The 20,340-nt window shown below is 62.1% G+C and carries 16 protein-coding genes; 14 read left to right on the plus strand and 2 right to left on the minus strand.

Annotation, left to right across the window (positions count from 1 at the left end):
- Positions 1–35 precede the first annotated feature (35 nt).
- The 8 genes from secE (at position 36) to rplL (ending at position 6,433) form a co-directional block, all read left to right on the plus strand.
- Entirely contained in the window at positions 36–320 is a 285-nt protein-coding gene (gene secE / locus ACZYZ4_RS01065) for a preprotein translocase subunit SecE (RefSeq protein ID WP_111906645.1), read from the plus strand.
- 118 nt (positions 321–438) lie between these two features.
- On the plus strand, positions 439–1,305 hold the full coding sequence (nusG, locus tag ACZYZ4_RS01070) for a transcription termination/antitermination protein NusG (protein WP_463857421.1): 867 nt from the start codon (positions 439–441) through the stop codon (positions 1,303–1,305).
- A gap of 130 nt (positions 1,306–1,435) precedes the next feature.
- Positions 1,436–1,867, plus strand: a complete 432-nt coding sequence (rplK, locus tag ACZYZ4_RS01075) for a 50S ribosomal protein L11 (RefSeq protein WP_024365990.1) — start codon at positions 1,436–1,438, stop codon at positions 1,865–1,867.
- Positions 1,868–1,996: 129 nt separating this feature from the next.
- Positions 1,997–2,704, plus strand: a complete 708-nt coding sequence (gene rplA, locus ACZYZ4_RS01080) for a 50S ribosomal protein L1 (RefSeq protein ID WP_463857424.1) — start codon at positions 1,997–1,999, stop codon at positions 2,702–2,704.
- Positions 2,705–2,821: 117 nt separating this feature from the next.
- Entirely contained in the window at positions 2,822–3,940 is a 1,119-nt protein-coding gene (locus tag ACZYZ4_RS01085; RefSeq protein ID WP_463857425.1) for a GNAT family N-acetyltransferase, read from the plus strand.
- Between the two features lie 8 nt (positions 3,941–3,948).
- A complete protein-coding gene (locus tag ACZYZ4_RS01090) occupies positions 3,949–5,067 on the plus strand; it encodes a GNAT family N-acetyltransferase (RefSeq protein ID WP_463857881.1) in 1,119 nt (372 codons plus the stop codon).
- Positions 5,068–5,363: 296 nt separating this feature from the next.
- On the plus strand, positions 5,364–5,975 hold the full coding sequence (rplJ, locus tag ACZYZ4_RS01095; RefSeq protein ID WP_463857427.1) for a 50S ribosomal protein L10: 612 nt from the start codon (positions 5,364–5,366) through the stop codon (positions 5,973–5,975).
- 80 nt (positions 5,976–6,055) lie between these two features.
- Entirely contained in the window at positions 6,056–6,433 is a 378-nt protein-coding gene (rplL, locus tag ACZYZ4_RS01100) for a 50S ribosomal protein L7/L12 (protein ID WP_463857429.1), read from the plus strand.
- A gap of 70 nt (positions 6,434–6,503) precedes the next feature.
- On the opposite strand, the gene ACZYZ4_RS01105 is transcribed toward rplL, so the two are convergent.
- Together ACZYZ4_RS01105 and ACZYZ4_RS01110 are read right to left on the minus strand one after the other, a co-directional pair.
- Positions 6,504–6,998 (minus strand): aminoacyl-tRNA deacylase, encoded by a 495-nt coding sequence (locus ACZYZ4_RS01105; protein WP_463857431.1) that lies wholly within the window; start codon positions 6,996–6,998, stop codon positions 6,504–6,506.
- A 2-nt stretch (positions 6,999–7,000) separates the two neighbouring features.
- A complete protein-coding gene (locus ACZYZ4_RS01110; protein ID WP_463857433.1) occupies positions 7,001–8,200 on the minus strand; it encodes an acetyl-CoA C-acetyltransferase in 1,200 nt (399 codons plus the stop codon).
- Between the two features lie 222 nt (positions 8,201–8,422).
- On the opposite strand from ACZYZ4_RS01110, the gene ACZYZ4_RS01115 reads away from it, so the two are divergent.
- From ACZYZ4_RS01115 to fusA, 6 genes are all read left to right on the plus strand, one after another.
- Entirely contained in the window at positions 8,423–8,890 is a 468-nt protein-coding gene (locus tag ACZYZ4_RS01115; RefSeq protein WP_463857435.1) for a hypothetical protein, read from the plus strand.
- Positions 8,891–9,287: 397 nt separating this feature from the next.
- Entirely contained in the window at positions 9,288–12,797 is a 3,510-nt protein-coding gene (rpoB, locus tag ACZYZ4_RS01120) for a DNA-directed RNA polymerase subunit beta (protein ID WP_056344405.1), read from the plus strand.
- Between the two features lie 119 nt (positions 12,798–12,916).
- A complete protein-coding gene (locus tag ACZYZ4_RS01125) occupies positions 12,917–16,816 on the plus strand; it encodes a DNA-directed RNA polymerase subunit beta' (protein ID WP_463857437.1) in 3,900 nt (1,299 codons plus the stop codon).
- Between the two features lie 334 nt (positions 16,817–17,150).
- A complete protein-coding gene (gene rpsL, locus ACZYZ4_RS01130; RefSeq protein WP_011692814.1) occupies positions 17,151–17,525 on the plus strand; it encodes a 30S ribosomal protein S12 in 375 nt (124 codons plus the stop codon).
- A gap of 1 nt (position 17,526) precedes the next feature.
- Complete coding sequence (rpsG, locus tag ACZYZ4_RS01135) at positions 17,527–17,997, plus strand: 30S ribosomal protein S7 (RefSeq protein WP_011692813.1); 471 nt, start codon at positions 17,527–17,529, stop codon at positions 17,995–17,997.
- 69 nt (positions 17,998–18,066) lie between these two features.
- On the plus strand, positions 18,067–20,181 hold the full coding sequence (gene fusA, locus ACZYZ4_RS01140; RefSeq protein ID WP_058931715.1) for an elongation factor G: 2,115 nt from the start codon (positions 18,067–18,069) through the stop codon (positions 20,179–20,181).
- Positions 20,182–20,340 lie beyond the last annotated feature (159 nt).

The following is a 20,340-nucleotide window of genomic DNA, read 5'->3' on the forward strand; positions in this document are numbered from 1 at the left end:
TTCTGATCAGAACCGGGTAATCCAACATTGCAAAGATGAGCGAGGACCAGGTGACCGAAACAGCTGCCAGCAGCTCCAAGGGCCGCCCAGCTAAGAAGGACGCCAAGGCAAACTTCTTCGCTCGTATTGCACTCTTCATTCGCCAGGTCATCGGCGAACTGAAGAAGGTTGTTGCACCAACCCGCAAGGAACTGATCAATTACACGCTCGTGGTGCTGGTGTTCGTGGCCATCATGATGGTGATCGTCAGCCTGCTGGACATCGGTTTTGGAACCGCGGTCAGCTGGGTCTTTGGCGGGATCGCTCCCACGGACCGCTAAGGCAAATCGTCCGCAGGCCGCGTGGCCTTGTCCGGGTAAACCGGAAGAAATCCACGCCGGTGTGCGGAATTGAGCCATTTAAATAGGCATGTTAGGCAATGAGGAAGCAGGAGACCAAGTGTCTGAGCAGGAGCTCGAGGTAACCGAGACTGAGCTGGAAGAGTCCACGGACAACACGGCGGCCCCCACGGCTGAAGCCGGTGAAGAGTCCGAGGTTGAGTCCGCTGCGCCCGAATCCGCTGACGCCGATTCCGCCGACGATTCAGACGATTCAGAGGATGCCGATTCAGAGGATGACGCCGCAGGAGGCGAACCTGCTGAGGGCGACTCAGAGGGCGACGACGCTGATGCAGACGCCCTGGCAGCCGCGGCCGCCAAGGCCGAGGTTGACCCCGCCGACGAATTCAAAGCCAAGCTGCGCCGCCAGGAGGGTGACTGGTATGTCGTCCACTCCTACGCCGGCTATGAAAACCGCGTCAAGGCGAACCTTGAGACCCGCATCCAGACCCTGGACATGGAAGATTACATCTTCGAAATCCAGGTGCCCATGGAAGAGGTTGTTGAGATCAAGAACGCTCAGCGTAAGGTCATCAACCGCGTCCGGATCCCCGGTTACGTTTTGGTCCGTATGGACCTGACGGATGCCTCATGGGGCGCCGTCCGCCACACTCCCGGTGTAACCGGCTTCGTGGGCAACGCCCACAACCCGGTGCCGCTGCGCCTCGACGAAGTCTTCTCCATGCTCGCGCCGGTCTTCGAAGAAGAGCAGGCCGAAAAGGGCAAGCCCGTCAAGCACGCTGCCGCCCAGATTGACGTTGACTTCGAGGTCGGCGAATCGGTCATCGTCAAGGAAGGTCCGTTCGAGACCCTCCCCGCCACGATCTCCGAGATCAAGGTGGACTCCCAGACCCTCGTGGTGCTCGTGTCGATCTTCGAACGCGAAACCCCGGTCACACTGGCATTCAACCAGGTCAGCAAGATCTAATAAGCTGCACAGAATTCGTTCCGGACTGCCCGCTTAGCAGCCCCGGAACGGCCGGTCGCCTCGCCATGGCGGCCAAAAACCTGAGGCACGCTCCTGTGTCCCAGGAAGATATTGAGAGAAGGACCTTACATTGGCTCCCAAGAAGAAGGTCACCGGCCTCATCAAGCTGCAGATCCAGGCAGGCGCCGCTAACCCGGCCCCGCCGATCGGTCCTGCGCTTGGCCAGCACGGTGTCAACATCATGGAATTCTGCAAGGCGTACAACGCTGCCACAGAAGCCCAGCGCGGAAACGTTATCCCCGTGGAAATCACGGTCTACGAAGACCGTTCATTCACGTTCATCACCAAGACCCCGCCGGCTGCAGAGCTCATCAAAAAGGCTGCAGGCGTTGCCAAGGGTTCACCCACCCCGCACACCGTCAAGGTTGCCAAGCTGACTCAGGCCCAGGTCAACGAGATCGCCACTACCAAGATGGAAGATCTCAACGCCACCAGCCTCGAAGGCGCAGCGAAGATCATCGCCGGTACCGCCCGCTCCATGGGTATCACCGTAGAAGGCTAATAGCCTTCACCGTCGGGAAACCGGCACCACTGAAACATTGAAATGTCGCAGGATCCTTGCAGGATCCTCGGCTGTGGCAGGGCCCAGCGCGGTCCGCAGACCACAACTGCACAAGGAGAAATAAGCAGCATGGCAAAGCGCAGCAAAGCATATGAGGCAGCAGCCGCCAAGATCGACGCGGAGAACTTCTACGCGCCGTTCGAGGCAGTAACGCTCGCCAAGGACACCAACCCGTCCAAGTTCGACGCCACCGTTGAGGTTGCCTTCCGCCTGGGCGTTGACCCTCGTAAGGCTGACCAGATGGTCCGCGGCACCGTTATCTTGCCCCACGGCACCGGTAAGGTCTCCCGCGTCCTGGTCTTCGCAACGGGCGCCAAGGCTGAGGCAGCAATCGCTGCCGGCGCCGACTTCGTTGGTTCCGATGACCTGATCGAAAAGATCGCAGCCGGCTGGACCGACTTCGATGCAGCCGTTGCCACCCCTGACCTTATGGGCAAGGTTGGCCGTCTTGGTAAGGTCCTGGGTCCCCGTAACCTGATGCCGAACCCGAAGACCGGCACCGTGACCGCAGATGTCGCCAAGGCTGTCAACGACATCAAGGGTGGCAAGATCGACTTCCGCGTCGACAAGCACTCGAACCTGCACTTCATCATCGGCAAGGTTTCCTTCGACGCCATCAAGCTGGCCGAGAACTACGCAGCAGCTCTGGAAGAGGTGCTTCGTTTGAAGCCGTCCGCTTCCAAGGGCCGCTACATCCAGAAGGCCACCGTTGCCACCACGTTCGGTCCCGGCATCGCCGTGGACCCCAACGTCACGAAGGTCCTGACCGAGGTCTAGTCCTCCGCAGCACTTCCGCCGGTCTATTCCGGCACACCCTAAGGGCCGTCCGGCATTGCGCCGGGCGGTTCTTTGGTTTAACCCCACTGAACCGTGCGTATGGTTAGGCTGGGGGGCATGACCAGCCAGCAGCTGAAGATCACCACAGTCGCCATTCCTTCAGCGCTAGACGCCGGGACAGACCGCAGTGCCGGCGGCACCAGCGGCGTGATGGACTTCCACGAGTGCCACGCCTTGCGCGAGAAGCATGAACTGGAGAAATGGGGCGATCTGGACCGCTGCCCCACAGCCAGGGAGGGCCTGGAATACTGGCGCGGCAATGAGTATGAGGAACGCCGGCTCTTTATAGCCCGGCTGGGCCAGCAAACCGTGGGAACCTGCTCCGTAACCCTGCCTCTTCGTGAAAACACGTCCACGGCAGGGATCCTGGTGGACGTGTCGGCAGCCTTCCGGCGGCATGGTTGGGGCCGCAGGCTGCTGGAACACGCCGAGGCTGTGGCGGCGGACAGTGGCCGCACTTCCTTAGATGCCTACTGTGAGCTGCCCGCCGGGCCGGTGGAGAAGGCGACCCGGCTGATCCCCGCCAAATCGGGCGCGGGCGGGCTCCCCGCAGATGACCCGGCCGTGGCCTTTGCGGCAAGTGCGGGCTACGAACTCGAGCAGGTGGAGAGGGCCAGCCGGCTCGCGCTGCCGGTACCGGCGAATCAACTCGACGCACTTGAGATGGAGGCGTCTTCTCGGGCAACCGGCTACGCCCTGGTGGGCTGGTCTGATCAGTGTCCTGACGAACTCGTGGCTGAATACGCTGTCCTCAAGAACCGGATGAGCACGGATGTCCCCATTGCCGGCCTGGACTGGGAAGCCGAGGACTGGGACCCTGCCAGGGTCCGGCAGGAGGAGCAGTCGAGCAGCCGCGGCGGCGTGCAGAGCCAGGTCGCAGCAGCGCTGCACAGGCCTACCGGCAAGCTCGTGGCCTACACGGTCCTGAACTGGCGGCCGGGCATTCCTGCGAGCATTACCCAGCAGGACACCCTGGTCTCCTCCGAGCACCGCGGGAAGAGGCTGGGATTGCTGATCAAGGCGGCGAACCTCCGCGCCGCCCAGCATCGATGGCCAGCGGCGCGTTCGGTGCTGACATGGAACGCCGTGGAAAACCGGCATATGCTGGCGATAAATAATTCGCTCGGATTCACACCTGCTGGATATGAGGGCGAATGGCAGAAACGGCTGGGATGACGCACCTGATGGCAGAAGACGTACGGATCGAGCAGCTGTGGATCCCGGACACCTTGGACGCGCCTGACGCAGCGGATTTTTTGGCTGCCGTCGAGGTGGGCCGCAAAGTCCGGATGCAGACCTGGGGCAGCGATGACCTCGCGTACACACCGCTGGAGAAGCTCCTGGAGCTGGCCGATCCCTATGAGCGCCAAGTCATCCTGGTGGCCAAAGCCGGTGACCAGATCCTCGGTACGGTGGACATTGCTTTGCCGCTGACAGACAACCTGGACATGGCGGAGTTCACCCTGGACATCCTGCCGGAATTCCAGCGCCAGGGGGTGGGCCGCAAGCTGCTCCTGGCGGCCGAACACCTGGCGCGCAGCGAGGGCCGCACACTGATCCTCGTTGACACCAACCATCCCGGTGCATCCCTGCACGAGTTTGAGAAGGCCCAGCTGGTGCCGGGTTCAGGCCAGGGCTTCGTGCCGCTGGACAGCAGGGAAGTCGAATTCGCCCGCCGGACGGGCTATACGCTGCAGCACATCGAACAGTTCAGCGCCTGTGCGCTGCCGCTGGACAGCAAGCTCGTGGCCGATCTCCAGGTCGAGGCGGATGAAGCCAACAACGGGCGCTACCGGCTCCATCACTGGACGGACCGTTATCCGGATGAGTGGCTGGAAGCCGTGGCCGTGCTCGAGAACCAGGCGGGCGCCGACGTCGACCCTACCCTGGAGACTCCCGTTGAGCAGGACATGGTGTTCGACGGCGGCATCCTCCGCGAGGCGGAAGAGGTCACCATCGCGCAGGGGAGGCGGACGGTGGTCACCGCCGTCGAGCATCTGGCCACCGGAGCCCTGGTGGGCCTGACCACGATCAGCGTCCTGGCCCACCGGCCCGATGTTGTGTTCCAGGACGACACCCTGGTCCTGCAGGAGCACCGCGGGAACAAGCTGGGGCTGCTGATCAAGGTTGCCAACATGGAGCGGCTCACCGAGCAGTTCCCCGATGCCCGGGTCATCTACACCTGGAATGCGCCGGAGAACAGGTACCTGCTGACGGTGAACAAGCAGCTTGGCTTCACCACGGCCGGCGTGACCGGCATCTGGCAGAAGGAACTCCCGTTCCTGGGGACCAGTAAGAGCTGAGGCCGATTTGGTGGTCCGGCCGCCCGTCCCGTAAGCTTGAAGTACCAAAGACCGTCGGTTGTTGGAAATCCATTCTCCTGAACGCAGCTCAACTCTGCAGTTGTGTGCGGGCGACCAAATGTATTTCTGGACGAAGGACCCTGAACATAGGGCGGCCGGCGCAGGTGAACGAAGCAACGCTCCACAGTGAAAGCCGTGTTGAGCCAAGCCCCGTGCATCTGCGCGGGGCGTTTTTTAGTTTTAGCTCACCCGAGCGGGGACCGTCGCATACCGGCACTATCCCCGGAAGGAGGGTTATGGCAACGCCTACAAAGGTTTCAGCAGTAGCTGAGATCGCTAACGATTTCAAGGAATCGAACGCCGCTGTCCTGACCGAATACCGTGGGCTCACCGTTGCACAGCTCAAGCAGCTGCGTGTTTCTCTCGGCCAGGACACCAAGTTCTCGGTCGTCAAGAACACCCTGACCGCCATTGCAGCCAAGGAAGCCGGTGTCGAAGCATTCGACGGCCAGCTTGCCGGCCCCACTGCAATCGCGTTCATCAAGGGTGACGCAGTTGCAGCTGCCAAGAGCCTGACGGATTTTGCCAAGGCCAACAAGCAGCTGGTCATCAAGACCGGTTACTTCGAGGGCAAGGCACTGAACGCCAGCGAAGTTTCTGCACTGGCAGCACTCGAGTCCCGCGAGCTGCAGCTCGCCAAGGTTGCAGGCATCCTCAAGGCACCTGCTGCCGCCGCTGCACGCACGATTGACGCGCTGCGCCTCAAGCTTGAAGAAGAGAACGGTGCACCGGCAGCTGCCGAGGCTCCCGCCGCTGAAGAAGCTCCGGCCGCAGACGAAGCCCCCGAAGCAGTTGCAGAAGCTGGTGTTGAGGCACCCGCCGAGGCACCCGCTGCCGAAGAGAACTAGTTTCTCTTCACCCACCAGACTCCGGTGTGAAGGCAATGGCCCAGGCCGCCAAGCACCACCTATAGGAAGGACGCCACACCATGGCGAAGCTCACCAACGAAGAGCTCATTGAAGCTTTCAAGGAACTGACCATCATCGAGCTCTCCGAGTTCGTCAAGCTCTTCGAAGAGACCTTCGAAGTTACTGCAGCTGCAGTTGCTGTTGCTGGCCCCGCCGGTGGCGGCGCCGCTGAAGAAGCTGAAGAGCAGACTGAATTCGACGTTATCCTCGAATCAGCTGGCGAAAAGAAGATCGCAGTCATCAAGGAAGTTCGTGCAATCACTTCCCTGGGTCTGAAGGAAGCTAAGGACGTTGTTGACAGCGCTCCGAAGGCTGTTCTCGAAGGCGTCACCAAGGAAGCTGCCGAAAAGGCAATGGAGCAGCTCCAGGCTGCCGGCGCAACCGTTACCCTCAAGTAACTTACGCGGCTTTTCAGAAAGCCCCGTCCACTTCGGTGGGCGGGGTTTTCCTGCATTTAACGGCGGGTGGCTAGTTCGGTTCGGATATATCGGCGACGACGGCGCCCAGGGCCGCGGTGAGCGCGTCGGCGTCCACAAAGGCACTGTAGCCGTGTTCGCCGGCGCCCATGGAGATGCGGCGGCCGGAGATGGTGGTGTCCGCGTACACCGGCCAGGCGGTGGTGCTGCCGAGCGGGGTGATGGTCCCGCGTTCGTAGCCGGTCGCGTCGAGCGCCACGTCCGCGGGCGGCAACGAGAGCTTGTTGACGCCCACCAGGCTCCGCAGTTTTGGCCAGGAGATCTGCCGGTCGCCCGGAATCAGGGCGAACAGGAACGTCCCGTCCTTGTGCTTGACCACCAGCGACTTCACGATATCCGCCGGGGTGATGCCCAGGATGCCGGCAGCCTCCTCGAGGCTCCGCACGGCCAGCCGCTCCACCAGGTGCACGTCCAGGCCGCGGGCGGCGGCGTCAGCAAGGAAGCGCTGACGTCCGACGGCGGTGCTCCCGTTGTCGACCTGCCCCACGATCAGTCCCGGTACAGCAGGAGCGCTTCGCCCTGACCGCCGCCGCCGCACAGGGAGACTGCGGCCTTGCCGCGTCCACGCCGTTTGAGTTCATGGGCCGCGTGCAGCGCCAACCGCGCACCGGACGCCCCGATCGGGTGGCCCAGGGCAATGGCGCCGCCGTGGATGTTGCACTGCTCCAGCGGGTAGTCCAGGTCCTTGAGCGACTGAACTGCAACGGAACCGAAGGCTTCGTTAATTTCGATGAAATCCAGGTCCGCGGTGCCCCAGCCCGCACGCTGCAGGGCGGCCATGATGGCGTGGGACGGCTGCGAATGCAGGGAGTTGTCCGGACCGGCAACCTGGCCGGGCTTCCCCACCACAGCCAGGTATTCCAGACCGTTCTCCTCCGCGAACCGGCGCGATGCCAGCACCAGTGCGGAGGCGCCGTCGGACAGGGGAGAGGAGTTGCCCGCGGTGATGGTGCCGTCGCTGACGAAGGCGGCCCGCAGCCCGGCAAGGGAGTCGATGGATGTGTTCGGGCGCACGCCTTCATCGGTGGACACAACGATCGGATCGCCCTTGCGCTGCTTGACGCTGATGGGTGCGATCTCGTCGTCGAAGACGCCGTTCTTCGCCGCCAGCGCCGCACGCTGGTGCGAGTGGGCCGCCACGTTGTCCTGCAAGGTCCGGTCGATGCCCAGCGTCAGGTTCTTGGTTTCGGTGGACAGTCCCATGGACTGGCCGTCGAACGCATCCGTGAGGCCGTCGTGCGCCGCCACATCCAACGCCTGGATGGCGCCGTAGGTCCAGCCCTGGCGCGAACCGGGCAGGAGGTGGGGCGCACGGGTCATGGATTCCTGGCCGCCGGCCACCACCACGGTGGCGTCGCCGCTGCGGATCATCCGGGCGGCGTCGATCACAGCGGTCAGCCCGGACAGGCACACCTTGTTGATGGTGACAGTGGGAACGTTCCAGCCGATTCCAGCGCCGATGGCGCTCTGGCGTGCGGGGTTCTGCCCGGCGCCGGCCTGCAGTACCTGGCCCATGATGACGGCGTCCACCTGGCCGGCCTCCACGCCGCTCGCGGCAATCGCGGACCTGATCGCGTGCGCTCCGAGTTCGACGGCGGTGAAGCTCGCCAGTTGCCCGTTGAGCCGGCCCTGTGGCGTGCGCGCACCGGCCAGGATAACAACGTCAGTATTGTCGTTGGAGTTGCCCATTGTGATCTCTTCCGCTCTGAATCGATGTACTTCCAAGGCTACCGTGGGGCACGTCACCTATTTATCCAAACGCCTAAGGGGCGCCGGTGATTCCAGTCGCGCCGGCCGTCGCCTAAAGGGGAGAACTACCCATCCGCCGGATGTGCGCGCGGTCGAGGTGGTCCGTAGGGTAGACGGCGAAGACGAAAGCGTCAGAGCAACGCAAAAACAGGGAGCAGCATCTTGAAGAAAATCCTCGCCGCGGCAGCCATGGCCAGCCTCGCCGGACTCACCGCCTGCAGCGTTGCCACTCCTGCGCCGGACAGCACCACGTCAGCAGCCCCCACGGCGTCCACCCCCGCACCTTCCGCCGCGTCGCCGTCGCGCTCTTCCACACCGTCAGCCACGCCCCAGGCTGGCGGCGTGAAAGTGGCGTGCGAGACGTTTAACTCCCTCTACGCCGATTACAAGGCCATCCAGAATGATTCCAACGCCTACGAGGACATCTATTTTGCCGCGGACGACGCCCAAGACACTGTGACAGGGAATCTGGTGGGTCTGTTCGCGTCGCTCAAGGTCATCGCCATCGATCATTCGTCGGCAGTTAATAACGGTGGCGCGCCCGAGCAGGAATCAAAGGACGCCGTGCGTGACGCGGTGTTCGCCAACGCAGGCGAATGCACCGCAGCGGGCGTTACGCTGCGCCTCTGACGTCTCCTCCGGTGGTTGCCTGCCCGGTGGTTGACCCTGGGCCCACGCCCGCCGGGTTCCCTGACCGAGCTTGCGAGGTAAGGGGGAGGGTGGGGAGCGAAACCCGGGCTGGACGCCAAAAAATCAGTGCTTGCAATAAGTCCGGTTGTGGGGTAGACACGTAATTAGTTTTGCCGTATCGTAGATATTTGCGTCTTCCCTGTTTACCTTCAGCCTTCATATAGCGGTGGGCTTTGCCTGGCAGCTGACCATCAACGTGCCGTCAACAACGTCATTGTATGGAAAGCCCCGGCCCGGGTCATATAGCGGAACCGGATGGTAGCACTGCGGAGTCATTCCGCAGGGTGCACAGCGGGGGAGATCTGAAAACGCCTGAAGGTCTGTGGAAGGATCCCTCTTGGTCGCCTCGAGCACCTCTAATAACGAAACCGCTAACACCGCCGACAGCACTGATGGTGCCACTCGCCGGCTCTCATTCGCAAAGATTCACGAACCGCTGGACGTTCCGAATCTTCTTGCCCTGCAGACGGACAGCTTCGACTGGCTGGTCGGAAACGAACGCTGGCAGGCGCGCGTAGCGAAGGCCGTCGAAGAAAACGATCTCAGCGTCGCCACCTCGTCCGGACTCTCGGACATCTTTGAAGAGATCTCCCCGATCGAGGACTTCCAGGGCACCATGTCCTTGAGCTTCTCCGATCCGGAGTTCGCTGATCCGAAGTACACCATGGCTGAGTGCAAGGACCGGGACGCAACGTACTCGGCACCTCTGTACGTCAAGGCCGAGTTCATGAACAACAACACGGGCGAAATCAAGCAGCAGACCGTGTTCATGGGCGACTTCCCCCTCATGACGGAGAAGGGCACCTTCGTCGTCAACGGCACCGAGCGTGTGGTCGTCTCCCAGCTGGTCCGTTCACCGGGCGCCTACTTTGAGCGCACCGCCGACAAGACCAGTGACAAGGACATCTTCACTGCCAAGATCATCCCGTCCCGCGGTGCATGGTTCGAACTCGAGATCGACAAGCGCGACCAGGTCGGCGTTCGCCTCGACCGCAAGCGCAAGCAGTCCGTCACCGTTCTGCTGAAGGCCCTCGGCTGGACCGAAGGCCAGATCCTCGAAGAGTTCGGCCAGTACGACTCCATGCGGGCAACGCTGGAGAAGGACGCCACCGAGACCCGCGAAGACGCGTTGCTGGACATCTACCGGAAGCTGCGACCGGGCGAGCCGCCCACAGTCGAGGCTGCCCAGTCCCTCCTGGACAACCTGTACTTCAACTCCAAGCGCTACGATCTGGCCAAGGTTGGCCGTTACAAGATCAACCGCAAGCTTGGCATCGACCGCTCCCTTGGCGACAAGGAAGCTTCGGTCCTGCACGTTGAAGACATCGTGGCCATGATCAAGTTCCTGGTTGCCCTGCACGCCGGCGAGAAGACCCTCACGGGCAAGCGCGACGGCCAGGACCACGAACTGCGTGTTGATATCGATGACATCGACCACTTCGGCAACCGTCGTATCCGCGCCGTCGGCGAGCTCATCGAGAACCAGGTCCGCACCGGCCTGTCCCGTATGGAGCGCGTTGTCCGCGAGCGGATGACCACCCAGGACGTCGAGGCCATCACGCCGCAGACACTGATCAACATCCGCCCCGTCGTTGCAGCCATCAAGGAGTTCTTCGGAACCTCCCAGCTGTCGCAGTTCATGGACCAGAACAACCCACTCTCGGGTCTGACCCACAAGCGCCGTCTGTCCGCGCTTGGCCCGGGTGGTCTGTCCCGTGACCGCGCAGGCATGGAAGTTCGAGACGTTCACCCGTCCCACTACGGACGTATGTGCCCCATCGAAACCCCTGAAGGCCCGAACATTGGTCTGATCGGTTCGCTGGCATCCTACGGCCGCATCAACCCGTTCGGGTTCATCGAGACTCCTTACCGTCTCGTCGCTGAAGGCGTTGTCTCCGATGAGGTCCAGTACCTCACGGCCGACGACGAGGCAGAGGTCCTGATCGCTCAGGCCAACGCTCCGCTGGATGAGAACAAGAAGTTCGCCGAAGAGACCGTCCTGGTCCGCGCCCGCGGTGGTGGAGGCGAGCCTGTGCTGGTTCCCGCCGGCGAGGTCGAGTTCATGGACGTTTCCCCGCGCCAGATGGTGTCCGTGGCTACGGCCCTGATCCCGTTCCTCGAGCATGACGATGCTAACCGCGCACTCATGGGTGCCAACATGCAGCGCCAGGCCGTGCCGCTGGTCCGTTCCGAGGCCCCGTTTGTGGGCACCGGCATGGAGCGCGCCGCCGCCGTCGACGCCGGTGATGTCACCATCGCGAAGAAGGCCGGTGTGGTCACCGAGGTCTCCGCTGAGCTGGTCATCATGCTCAACGACGACGGTACGGAAACCAACTACCGCATCAACAAGTTCGCACGCTCCAACCAGGGCAACTGCTACAACAACCGTGTCCTGGTGAACGAAGGCCAGCGCCTCGAGGTCGGCGGCATCATCGCCGACGGTCCGGCAACGGACCAGGGCGAACTCGCCCTCGGTAAGAACCTGCTCGTGGCATTCATGTCATGGGAAGGCCACAACTTCGAGGACGCCATCATCCTCTCGCAGCGCATTGTTGCCGAGGACGTTCTTTCCTCCATCCACATCGAGGAGCACGAGATCGATGCCCGCGACACCAAGCTTGGTGCCGAGGAAATCACCCGTGACATCCCCAACGTGTCCGAGGAAGTCCTGGCAGGCCTGGACGAGCGAGGCATCATCCACATCGGTGCCGAGGTTGAAGCCGGTGACATCCTGGTTGGAAAGGTCACCCCGAAGGGTGAAACCGAACTGACCCCGGAAGAGCGCCTGCTGCGCGCCATCTTCGGTGAGAAGTCCCGCGAAGTGCGCGACACTTCCCTGAAGGTTCCGCACGGCGAGTCCGGCACCGTCATCGGAGTCCGCGTCTTCGACCGCGACAACGACGACGAGCTGCCCCCGGGCGTGAACCAGCTGGTGCGCGTGTACGTGGCCGCCAAGCGCAAGATCACCGACGGCGACAAGCTGGCCGGCCGTCACGGCAACAAGGGTGTTATCTCCAAGATCCTCCCGATCGAGGACATGCCCTTCCTTGCCGACGGTACCCCCGTTGATATAGTCCTGAACCCGCTGGGTGTTCCGGGCCGTATGAACGTCGGCCAGGTGCTGGAAACGCACCTCGGCTGGGTTGCCAAGACTGGTTGGAAGATCGAAGGCGAGCCCGAGTGGATGAAGCAGCTGCCGAACCTGCCGCGCGAGAGTGGCCAGACCACTGTTGCCACGCCGGTGTTCGACGGCGCCCGTGAAGAGGAAATCACGGGTCTGCTGGACTCCACCAACGTCACCCGCGACGGCGACCGCCTGATCAACTCCTCGGGCAAGACCCGCCTCTTCGACGGCCGCTCCGGCGAGCCGTTCCCGGATCCGATCTCGGTCGGCTACATGTACATCCTCAAGCTCCACCACCTGGTGGACGACAAGATCCACGCCCGTTCCACTGGCCCGTACTCCATGATCACGCAGCAGCCGCTGGGTGGTAAGGCACAGTTCGGTGGCCAGCGCTTCGGTGAGATGGAAGTGTGGGCGCTGGAAGCTTATGGCGCCGCGTACACGCTCCAGGAACTCCTCACCATCAAGTCGGATGATATCCACGGTCGTGTGAAGGTCTACGAAGCAATCGTCAAGGGCGAGAACATCCCCGAGCCGGGCGTTCCTGAGTCCTTCAAGGTCTTGATCAAGGAAATGCAGTCGCTGTGCCTGAACGTGGAAGTACTCTCCACGGACGGAACCACAATTGAAATGCGTGACTCTGATGACGCAGTCTTCACGGCTGCGGAAGAACTGGGCATCGATCTGTCTCGTGCAGAGCCCAGTTCCGTAGAAGAGGTTTAGCAGGTTGATGTCTTGGGAAAAGCAGTCGGCCCGCCGCACTGTCTTTTCCCAGGGCATCACCTCCCTCTTCCCGTAACCAAGACTTCAGAATTTAGAGAACAAGAGAGAACAGGGACCATATGTCCAGCGAATCCTCCTTCGGCCTCATGCAGATCGGCCTCGCCACCGCGGATGACATCCGTGGCTGGTCTTACGGCGAGGTTAAGAAGCCGGAAACCATCAACTACCGCACGCTCAAGCCCGAGAAGGACGGACTCTTCTGCGAGAAGATCTTCGGCCCTTCCCGCGACTGGGAATGCTACTGCGGTAAGTACAAGCGTGTGCGCTTCAAGGGCATCATCTGCGAGCGGTGTGGCGTTGAAGTCACCCGTGCGAAGGTCCGCCGTGAGCGCATGGGCCACATCGAGCTGGCCGCCCCGGTCACGCACATCTGGTACTTCAAGGGTGTTCCGTCCCGTTTGGGCTACCTCCTTGACCTGGCACCGAAGGACCTCGAAAAGGTCATCTACTTCGCTGCCTACATGATCACCAGCGTCGACGCCGACAGCCGCCACGAGGAACTGCCCAACCTGCAGGTTGAGCACGACATCGAGAAGAAGCAGCTGATCGACAACCGCGACTCCGACATCGCCACGATCGCCCGTGACCTCGAAAACGAGATCGCGCGCCTCGAAGGTGAAGGTGCCAAGGCTGCCGACAAGAAGAAGGCCCGCGACTCCGCGGACCGTCAGATGGCCAACGTGCGTAAGCGTGCCGACGCCGAGATCGAACGCCTCGAGCAGGTCTGGGACCGTTTCAAGAACCTTAAGGTCGCAGACCTCGAAGGCGACGAAGGCCTCTACCGCGAGCTGCGCGACCGCTACGGCATGTACTTCGAAGGCTCCATGGGTGCCGAAGCCATCAAGAAGCGTCTTGAGAACTTCGACATGCAGGCCGAGTCGGACCTGCTGCGCGACATCATTGCCAACGGCAAGGGCCAGCGCAAGACCCGTGCCCTGAAGCGACTGAAGGTGGTCAACGCGTTCCTGACCACCAACAACAGCCCGCTCGGCATGGTGCTGGACGCCGTCCCGGTGATCCCGCCGGAACTGCGCCCGATGGTCCAGTTGGACGGTGGCCGCTTCGCGACCTCCGACCTCAACGACCTCTACCGTCGTGTGATCAACCGCAACAACCGCCTCAAGCGCCTGCTTGACCTCGGTGCCCCGGAGATCATCGTCAACAACGAGAAGCGCATGCTTCAGGAAGCTGTTGACAGCCTCTTCGACAACGGCCGTCGCGGCCGTCCGGTCACCGGTCCTGGCAACCGCCCGCTGAAGTCCCTGAGCGACATGCTCAAGGGCAAGCAGGGCCGTTTCCGGCAGAACCTCCTCGGTAAGCGCGTTGACTACTCCGGCCGTTCGGTCATCGTCGTCGGCCCGCAGCTGAAGCTGCACCAGTGTGGCCTGCCCAAGCAGATGGCACTGGAGCTCTTCAAGCCGTTCGTGATGAAGCGCCTGGTTGACCTCAACCACGCACAGAACATCAAGTCGGCAAAGCGCATGGTCGAGCGTTACCGTCCGCAGGTCTGGGACGTGCTGGAAGAGATCATCACCGAACACCCGGTGCTGCTCAACCGTGCACCTACCCTGCACCGCCTTGGCATCCAGGCGTTCGAACCGCAGCTTGTTGAAGGCAAGGCAATCCAGCTCCACCCGCTGGTCTGTGGCGCCTTCAACGCTGACTTCGACGGCGACCAGATGGCAGTCCACCTGCCGCTGAGCCCCGAGGCCCAGGCTGAGGCACGCATCCTGATGCTGTCCTCGAACAACATCTTGAAGCCGTCCGACGGTCGCCCGGTCACCCTGCCTTCGCAGGATATGATCATCGGTCTCTACCACCTGACCACCAAGCGTGTCGGTTCAGCTGGCGAAGGCCGCGTCTTCTCCTCGGTTGCCGAAGCCATCATGGCCTACGACCTCCGCGAGCTGCACTTGAACTCGCAGGTAAGGATCCGTCTCGAAGGCTTCGTTCCGTACGCGGGATGGGAAGCTCCGGAAGGCTGGGAGGCCGGCCAGCCGGTGCTCGTCCAGACCTCCCTGGGGCAGGTCATCTTCAATCAGACGCTGCCGGCCGATTACCCGTGGGTTGAGAACGTTGCGGACAAGGGCGAACTGTCCACGATCGTCAACGATCTCGCCGAGCGCTACCCCAAGGTGGTCACGGCGGCAACGCTGGACAACCTGAAGGACGCCGGTTTCTACTGGGCCACCCGCTCGGGCGTTACTGTCGCCATCTCGGACATCGAGGTACCCAAGGACAAGCCGCGGATCCTCGCCGGTTACGAAACCATGGCTGCCAAGATCCAGGGCCAGTACGACAAGGGCCTGATCGACGACGACGAGCGTCGCCAGGAACTGATCGAGATCTGGAACAAGGCAACCAACGAGATCGCCCAGGTGATGCGTGACAACCTGTCGCCGATGAACACCATCAACCGCATGGTGTCCTCCGGTGCACGTGGTAACTGGATGCAGGTCCGTCAGATCGCGGGTATCCGTGGCCTGGTGGCCAACCCTAAGGGTGAAATCATCCCGCGTCCCATCAAGTCCTCCTACCGCGAGGGCCTGTCGGTGCTGGAATACTTCATCGCCACGCACGGTGCCCGTAAGGGTCTGGCTGACACCGCGCTGCGTACCGCCAACTCGGGTTACCTGACCCGTCGTCTGGTGGACGTGTCGCAGGACGTCATCGTCCGCGAAGAGGACTGCGGCACCGAGCGCGGTCTGGTCACGGCAATCGCCGTGCCGGACGCCAACGGCGAGCTGGTCTTGGACGAGAACGTCGAGAACAGCGCCTACGCCCGTACGCTCGCTGTTGATGTTGTGGACTCCAAGGGCAATGTCCTTGCGGCCGGCGGCACCGACTGCGGCGACGTCGTTATCGCTGAGCTGTTCGCTGCCGGCATCACCGAGGTCAAGGTCCGCTCCGTACTCACCTGTGAGTCCAGCGTCGGCACCTGCGCCCTGTGCTACGGCCGTTCACTGGCCACCGGCAAGACCGTGGACATCGGCGAGGCCGTCGGCATCATCGCCGCACAGTCCATCGGTGAGCCCGGTACCCAGCTGACCATGCGTACGTTCCACACCGGTGGTGCTGTTTCTGCCAGCGGTGGCGACGACATTACCCAGGGTCTGCCCCGTATCCAGGAGCTCTTCGAAGCCCGTACTCCGAAGGGTGTCGCACCGATTGCTGAAGCAGCCGGCCGCATCGCCATCGAAGAGTCCGAGCGTCAGATGCGCCTGGTCATCACTCCGGATGACGGCTCTGAAGAGATCGCCTACCCGGTACTGCGCCGTTCACGCCTCCTCATCGAGGATGGCGAGCACGTCACAGTAGGCCAGAAGCTCATCAACGGTCCGGTGGATCCCAAGCAGGTTCTGCGCATCATGGGTCCCCGTGCCGCGCAGAAGTTCCTGGTGGACGAGGTCCAGGGCGTGTACCGCAGCCAGGGCATCGGTATCCACGACAAGCACGTCGAGGTTATCGTCCGCCAGATGCTGCGTCGCGTCACGGTCATCGAGTCCGGCGAATCGGATCTGCTCCCCGGCGAGCTCGCCGAGCGCAGCCGCTTCGAGGAGGCCAACCGCCGCGTTGTGTCCGAGGGCAAGACTCCGGCTTCCGGACGTCCTGAGCTCATGGGCATCACCAAGGCGTCCCTGGCCACCGAGTCTTGGCTGTCGGCAGCTTCCTTCCAGGAGACCACCCGCGTCCTGACGCAGGCGGCCATGGAAGGCAAGAGCGACCCGCTGCTCGGCCTCAAGGAGAACGTCATCATCGGTAAGCTGATCCCGGCCGGCACAGGTCTCCCGCGCTACACCGAGGTCACCGTGGAGCCCACTGAGGAAGCAAAGGCCAACCTGTTCACCGGCCCCAGCGCATTCAGTGACTTCTCGTACGACTCCCTGGGCGGCGACGGAGCTCCTGAGTTCCATGCCATCCCGCTGGATGACTACGATCTCGGCAACGATTTCCGCTAGTCGATTGCGTTGAAAGGCTCCGCTTCCACTCTTTGGAGGCGGGGCCTTTCGTCTACACCCCATTAAGGGCACGGGTCCAGCCGTGCTAAACTTTGTGTAATTGTTCTGTGTGGCAGTGGATGAAGGCCGCCGCAGCATCATTTTGGTTTTGTTCTCATGATGCTGGGTGGAGCTTGTTTCCGGGTTGCGGGTAAGGTGCGCAACGAATGCCACGCTTTTGCACGCCTACGCAAGTTTCCAGAGGCCGCGGCTGCAAGGAACAACGCCAAAACCATTGTGTTCAGGCTGGCGCCTGAGCGTGAAGGTAGAGATCAAACCAACGGAGAACACGAGAGTGCCTACGATTAACCAGCTGGTCCGCAAGGGCCGCACGCCTAAGGTCAAAAAGACCAAGGCTCCCGCGCTTAACGGCAGCCCGATGCGCCGCGGTGTTTGCACCCGCGTTTACACCACCACCCCCAAGAAGCCGAACTCGGCTCTTCGTAAGGTTGCACGTGTGCGCCTCAACGGTGGCGTTGAAGTTACCGCTTACATCCCCGGTGTGGGCCACAACCTGCAGGAGCACTCCATTGTGCTCGTTCGCGGTGGTCGCGTGAAGGACCTCCCCGGTGTCCGTTACAAGATCGTCCGTGGCGCCCTCGATACCCAGGGTGTGAAGAACCGTAAGCAGGCACGCAGCCGCTACGGCGCAAAGATGGAGAAGAAGTAATATGCCTCGCAAGGGTCCGGCCCCCAAGCGGCCGCTCGTACTAGATCCCGTTTACGGCTCCCCGCTGGTTACCCAGCTGATCAACAAGGTGCTGGTTGACGGTAAGAAGTCCACCGCAGAGCGCATTGTTTACGGTGCCCTCGAAGGCGCCCGCGCCAAGTCCGGCGGCGACCCCGTAGCGGCCCTCAAGAAGGCCATGGAGAACGTCAAGCCTTCCCTCGAGGTCCGCTCACGCCGCGTTGGTGGCGCTACCTATCAGGTTCCGGTTGAGGTCAAGCCGGGCCGCTCCACCGCCCTCGCCCTGCGTTGGCTGGTTGGCTACTCCAAGGCCCGCCGTGAAAAGACCATGACCGAGCGCCTCCAGAACGAAATCCTGGATGCCTCCAACGGTCTCGGTGCCGCTGTGAAGCGTCGCGAAGACACCCACAAGATGGCCGAGTCCAACAAGGCCTTCGCACACTACCGCTGGTAATACTTCCCGGACGCCGCCGGCTCGACTGAGCCGGCGGCGAACGCGTAGTCCATCCGAAAGGGAGACACCGTGGCACAGGACGTGCTTACAGACCTTAGTAAGGTCCGCAACATCGGCATTATGGCCCACATCGATGCTGGCAAGACCACCACCACCGAGCGCATTCTGTTCTACACAGGTGTGAACCACAAGATCGGCGAAACGCACGACGGCGCTTCGACGACTGACTGGATGGAACAGGAGAAGGAACGCGGCATCACCATCACGTCTGCCGCCGTGACCTGCTTCTGGGACAACAACCAGATCAACATCATCGACACCCCCGGCCACGTTGACTTCACCGTCGAGGTTGAGCGCTCGCTGCGCGTCCTCGACGGGGCCGTTGCCGTGTTCGATGGTAAAGAAGGTGTCGAGCCCCAGTCTGAGACCGTTTGGCGCCAGGCTGACAAGTACAACGTTCCGCGCATCTGCTTCGTCAACAAGATGGACAAGCTCGGCGCTGACTTCTACTACACGGTAGACACCATCATCAGCCGCCTCGGTGCCAAGCCGCTTGTTATGCAGCTGCCGATCGGTGCCGAGAACGACTTCGTCGGCGTTGTCGACATCCTGGAAATGCGCGCGCTGGTCTGGCCGGGCGACTCCAAGGGTGACGTCACCATGGGTGCCAAGTACGAGGTCCAGGAGATCCCCGCGGATCTGCTGGAGAAGGCCAAGGAATACCGGGCTGCCCTCGTTGAGACGGTGGCTGACGCTACCGAAGAGCTCATGGAGAAGTACCTCGAGGGTGAAGAACTCACCGTCGAGGAGCTCAAGGCCGGCATCCGCAAGATGACGATCAACTCTGAGCTCTACCCGGTCTTCTGTGGCTCCGCGTTCAAGAACCGCGGCGTTCAGCCGATGCTTGACGCCGTGGTTGACTACCTGCCCAACCCGCTCGACGTCCCGCCGATGATCGGTCACGATCCTCGCGACGAAGAGAAGGAACTCACGCGCGCGCCTTCCTCCGAGGAGCCGTTCTCGGCTCTGGCATTCAAGATTGCCGCGCACCCCTTCTTCGGCCAGCTCACCTTCATCCGCGTGTACTCCGGTCACGTCGAAGCGGGTGCCCAGGTGGTCAACTCCACCAAGGGCAAGAAGGAGCGCATCGGCAAGCTGTTCCAGATGCACGCCAACAAGGAAATGCCCGTTGAGGGCGCTACCGCCGGCCACATCTACGCAGCGATCGGGCTGAAGGACACCACCACGGGTGACACCCTGTGTGACTCCAGCAACCAGATCGTCCTCGAGTCCATGAGCTTCCCGGAGCCCGTGATCTCGGTTGCCATCGAACCGAACACGAAGGGTGACCAGGAGAAGCTCTCACTGGCTATCCAGAAGCTCTCCGCTGAGGACCCGACCTTCCAGGTCTCCCTCAACGAGGACACCGGTCAGACCATCATCGCCGGCATGGGCGAGCTCCACCTGGATATCCTTGTGGACCGCATGCGCCGCGAATTCAAGGTCGAGGCCAACGTCGGCAAGCCGCAGGTCGCTTACCGTGAAACCATCAAGAATGTTGTTGCGCGTCACGACTACACGCACAAGAAGCAGACCGGTGGTTCGGGTCAGTTCGCAAAGATCCAGATTGCCATTGGGCCGCTGGACACTTCCGAGGGCGAGCTGTACGAGTTCGAGAACAAGGTCACCGGTGGCCGTATTCCGCGCGAATACATCCCGTCGGTTGACGCCGGTATCCAGGATGCACTGAACGACGGCGTCCTGGCCGGTTACCCGGTTGTTGGCATCAAGGCGACGCTGATTGACGGCGCCTACCACGATGTTGACTCCTCGGAAATGGCGTTCAAGATTGCCGGCCGTATGGCTTTCAAGGAAGCTGCACGTAAGGCGAACCCCATCCTGCTCGAACCGCTGATGGATGTAGAGGTCCGCACCCCTGAGGAATACATGGGTGAAGTAATCGGTGACCTCAACTCCCGCCGTGGCCAGATGCAGTCCATGGAAGATGCACAGGGTGTCAAGGTCATCCGTGCGCACGTCCCGCTGTCCGGCATGTTCGGCTACATCGGTGACCTGCGTTCCAAGACCCAGGGCCGCGCTGTGTACTCCATGACGTTCCACAGCTACGCCGAGGTCCCGAAGGCATTTGCCGACGAGATCATCCAGAAGAACCGCGGCGAGTAGTCTTTCCGACTTTCGCAGCAAAAAACTCGGGTGCGTTTCCGCTTGACGGAAGCTCACCTGGTGCAGGTGGCCGGGTACCGGTAGGATGCAGTCCGGTCAAGCCGGGCCCCGGCCATCTGCACGAACAGGCTCGAGGGACTAGTATTAGTTCCTGAATCT

The sequence above is a fragment of the Pseudarthrobacter adonitolis genome (genome assembly GCF_055412845.1).

What these genes read in the sequence shown, in the direction of transcription:
- secE (WP_111906645.1), top strand. Translation starts at nt 36, where the DNA reads ATGAGCGAGGACCAGGTGACCGAAACAGCTGCCAGCAGCTCCAAGGGC.
- rplA (WP_463857424.1), top strand. Translation starts at nt 1,997, where the DNA reads ATGGCAAAGCGCAGCAAAGCATATGAGGCAGCAGCCGCCAAGATCGAC.
- ACZYZ4_RS01085 (WP_463857425.1), top strand. Translation starts at nt 2,822, where the DNA reads ATGACCAGCCAGCAGCTGAAGATCACCACAGTCGCCATTCCTTCAGCG.
- ACZYZ4_RS01090 (WP_463857881.1), top strand. Translation starts at nt 3,949, where the DNA reads ATGGCAGAAGACGTACGGATCGAGCAGCTGTGGATCCCGGACACCTTG.
- rplJ (WP_463857427.1), top strand. Translation starts at nt 5,364, where the DNA reads ATGGCAACGCCTACAAAGGTTTCAGCAGTAGCTGAGATCGCTAACGAT.
- rplL (WP_463857429.1), top strand. Translation starts at nt 6,056, where the DNA reads ATGGCGAAGCTCACCAACGAAGAGCTCATTGAAGCTTTCAAGGAACTG.
- ACZYZ4_RS01110 (WP_463857433.1), bottom strand. Translation starts at nt 8,200, where the DNA reads ATGGGCAACTCCAACGACAATACTGACGTTGTTATCCTGGCCGGTGCG.
- ACZYZ4_RS01125 (WP_463857437.1), top strand. Translation starts at nt 12,917, where the DNA reads ATGTCCAGCGAATCCTCCTTCGGCCTCATGCAGATCGGCCTCGCCACC.
- rpsG (WP_011692813.1), top strand. Translation starts at nt 17,527, where the DNA reads ATGCCTCGCAAGGGTCCGGCCCCCAAGCGGCCGCTCGTACTAGATCCC.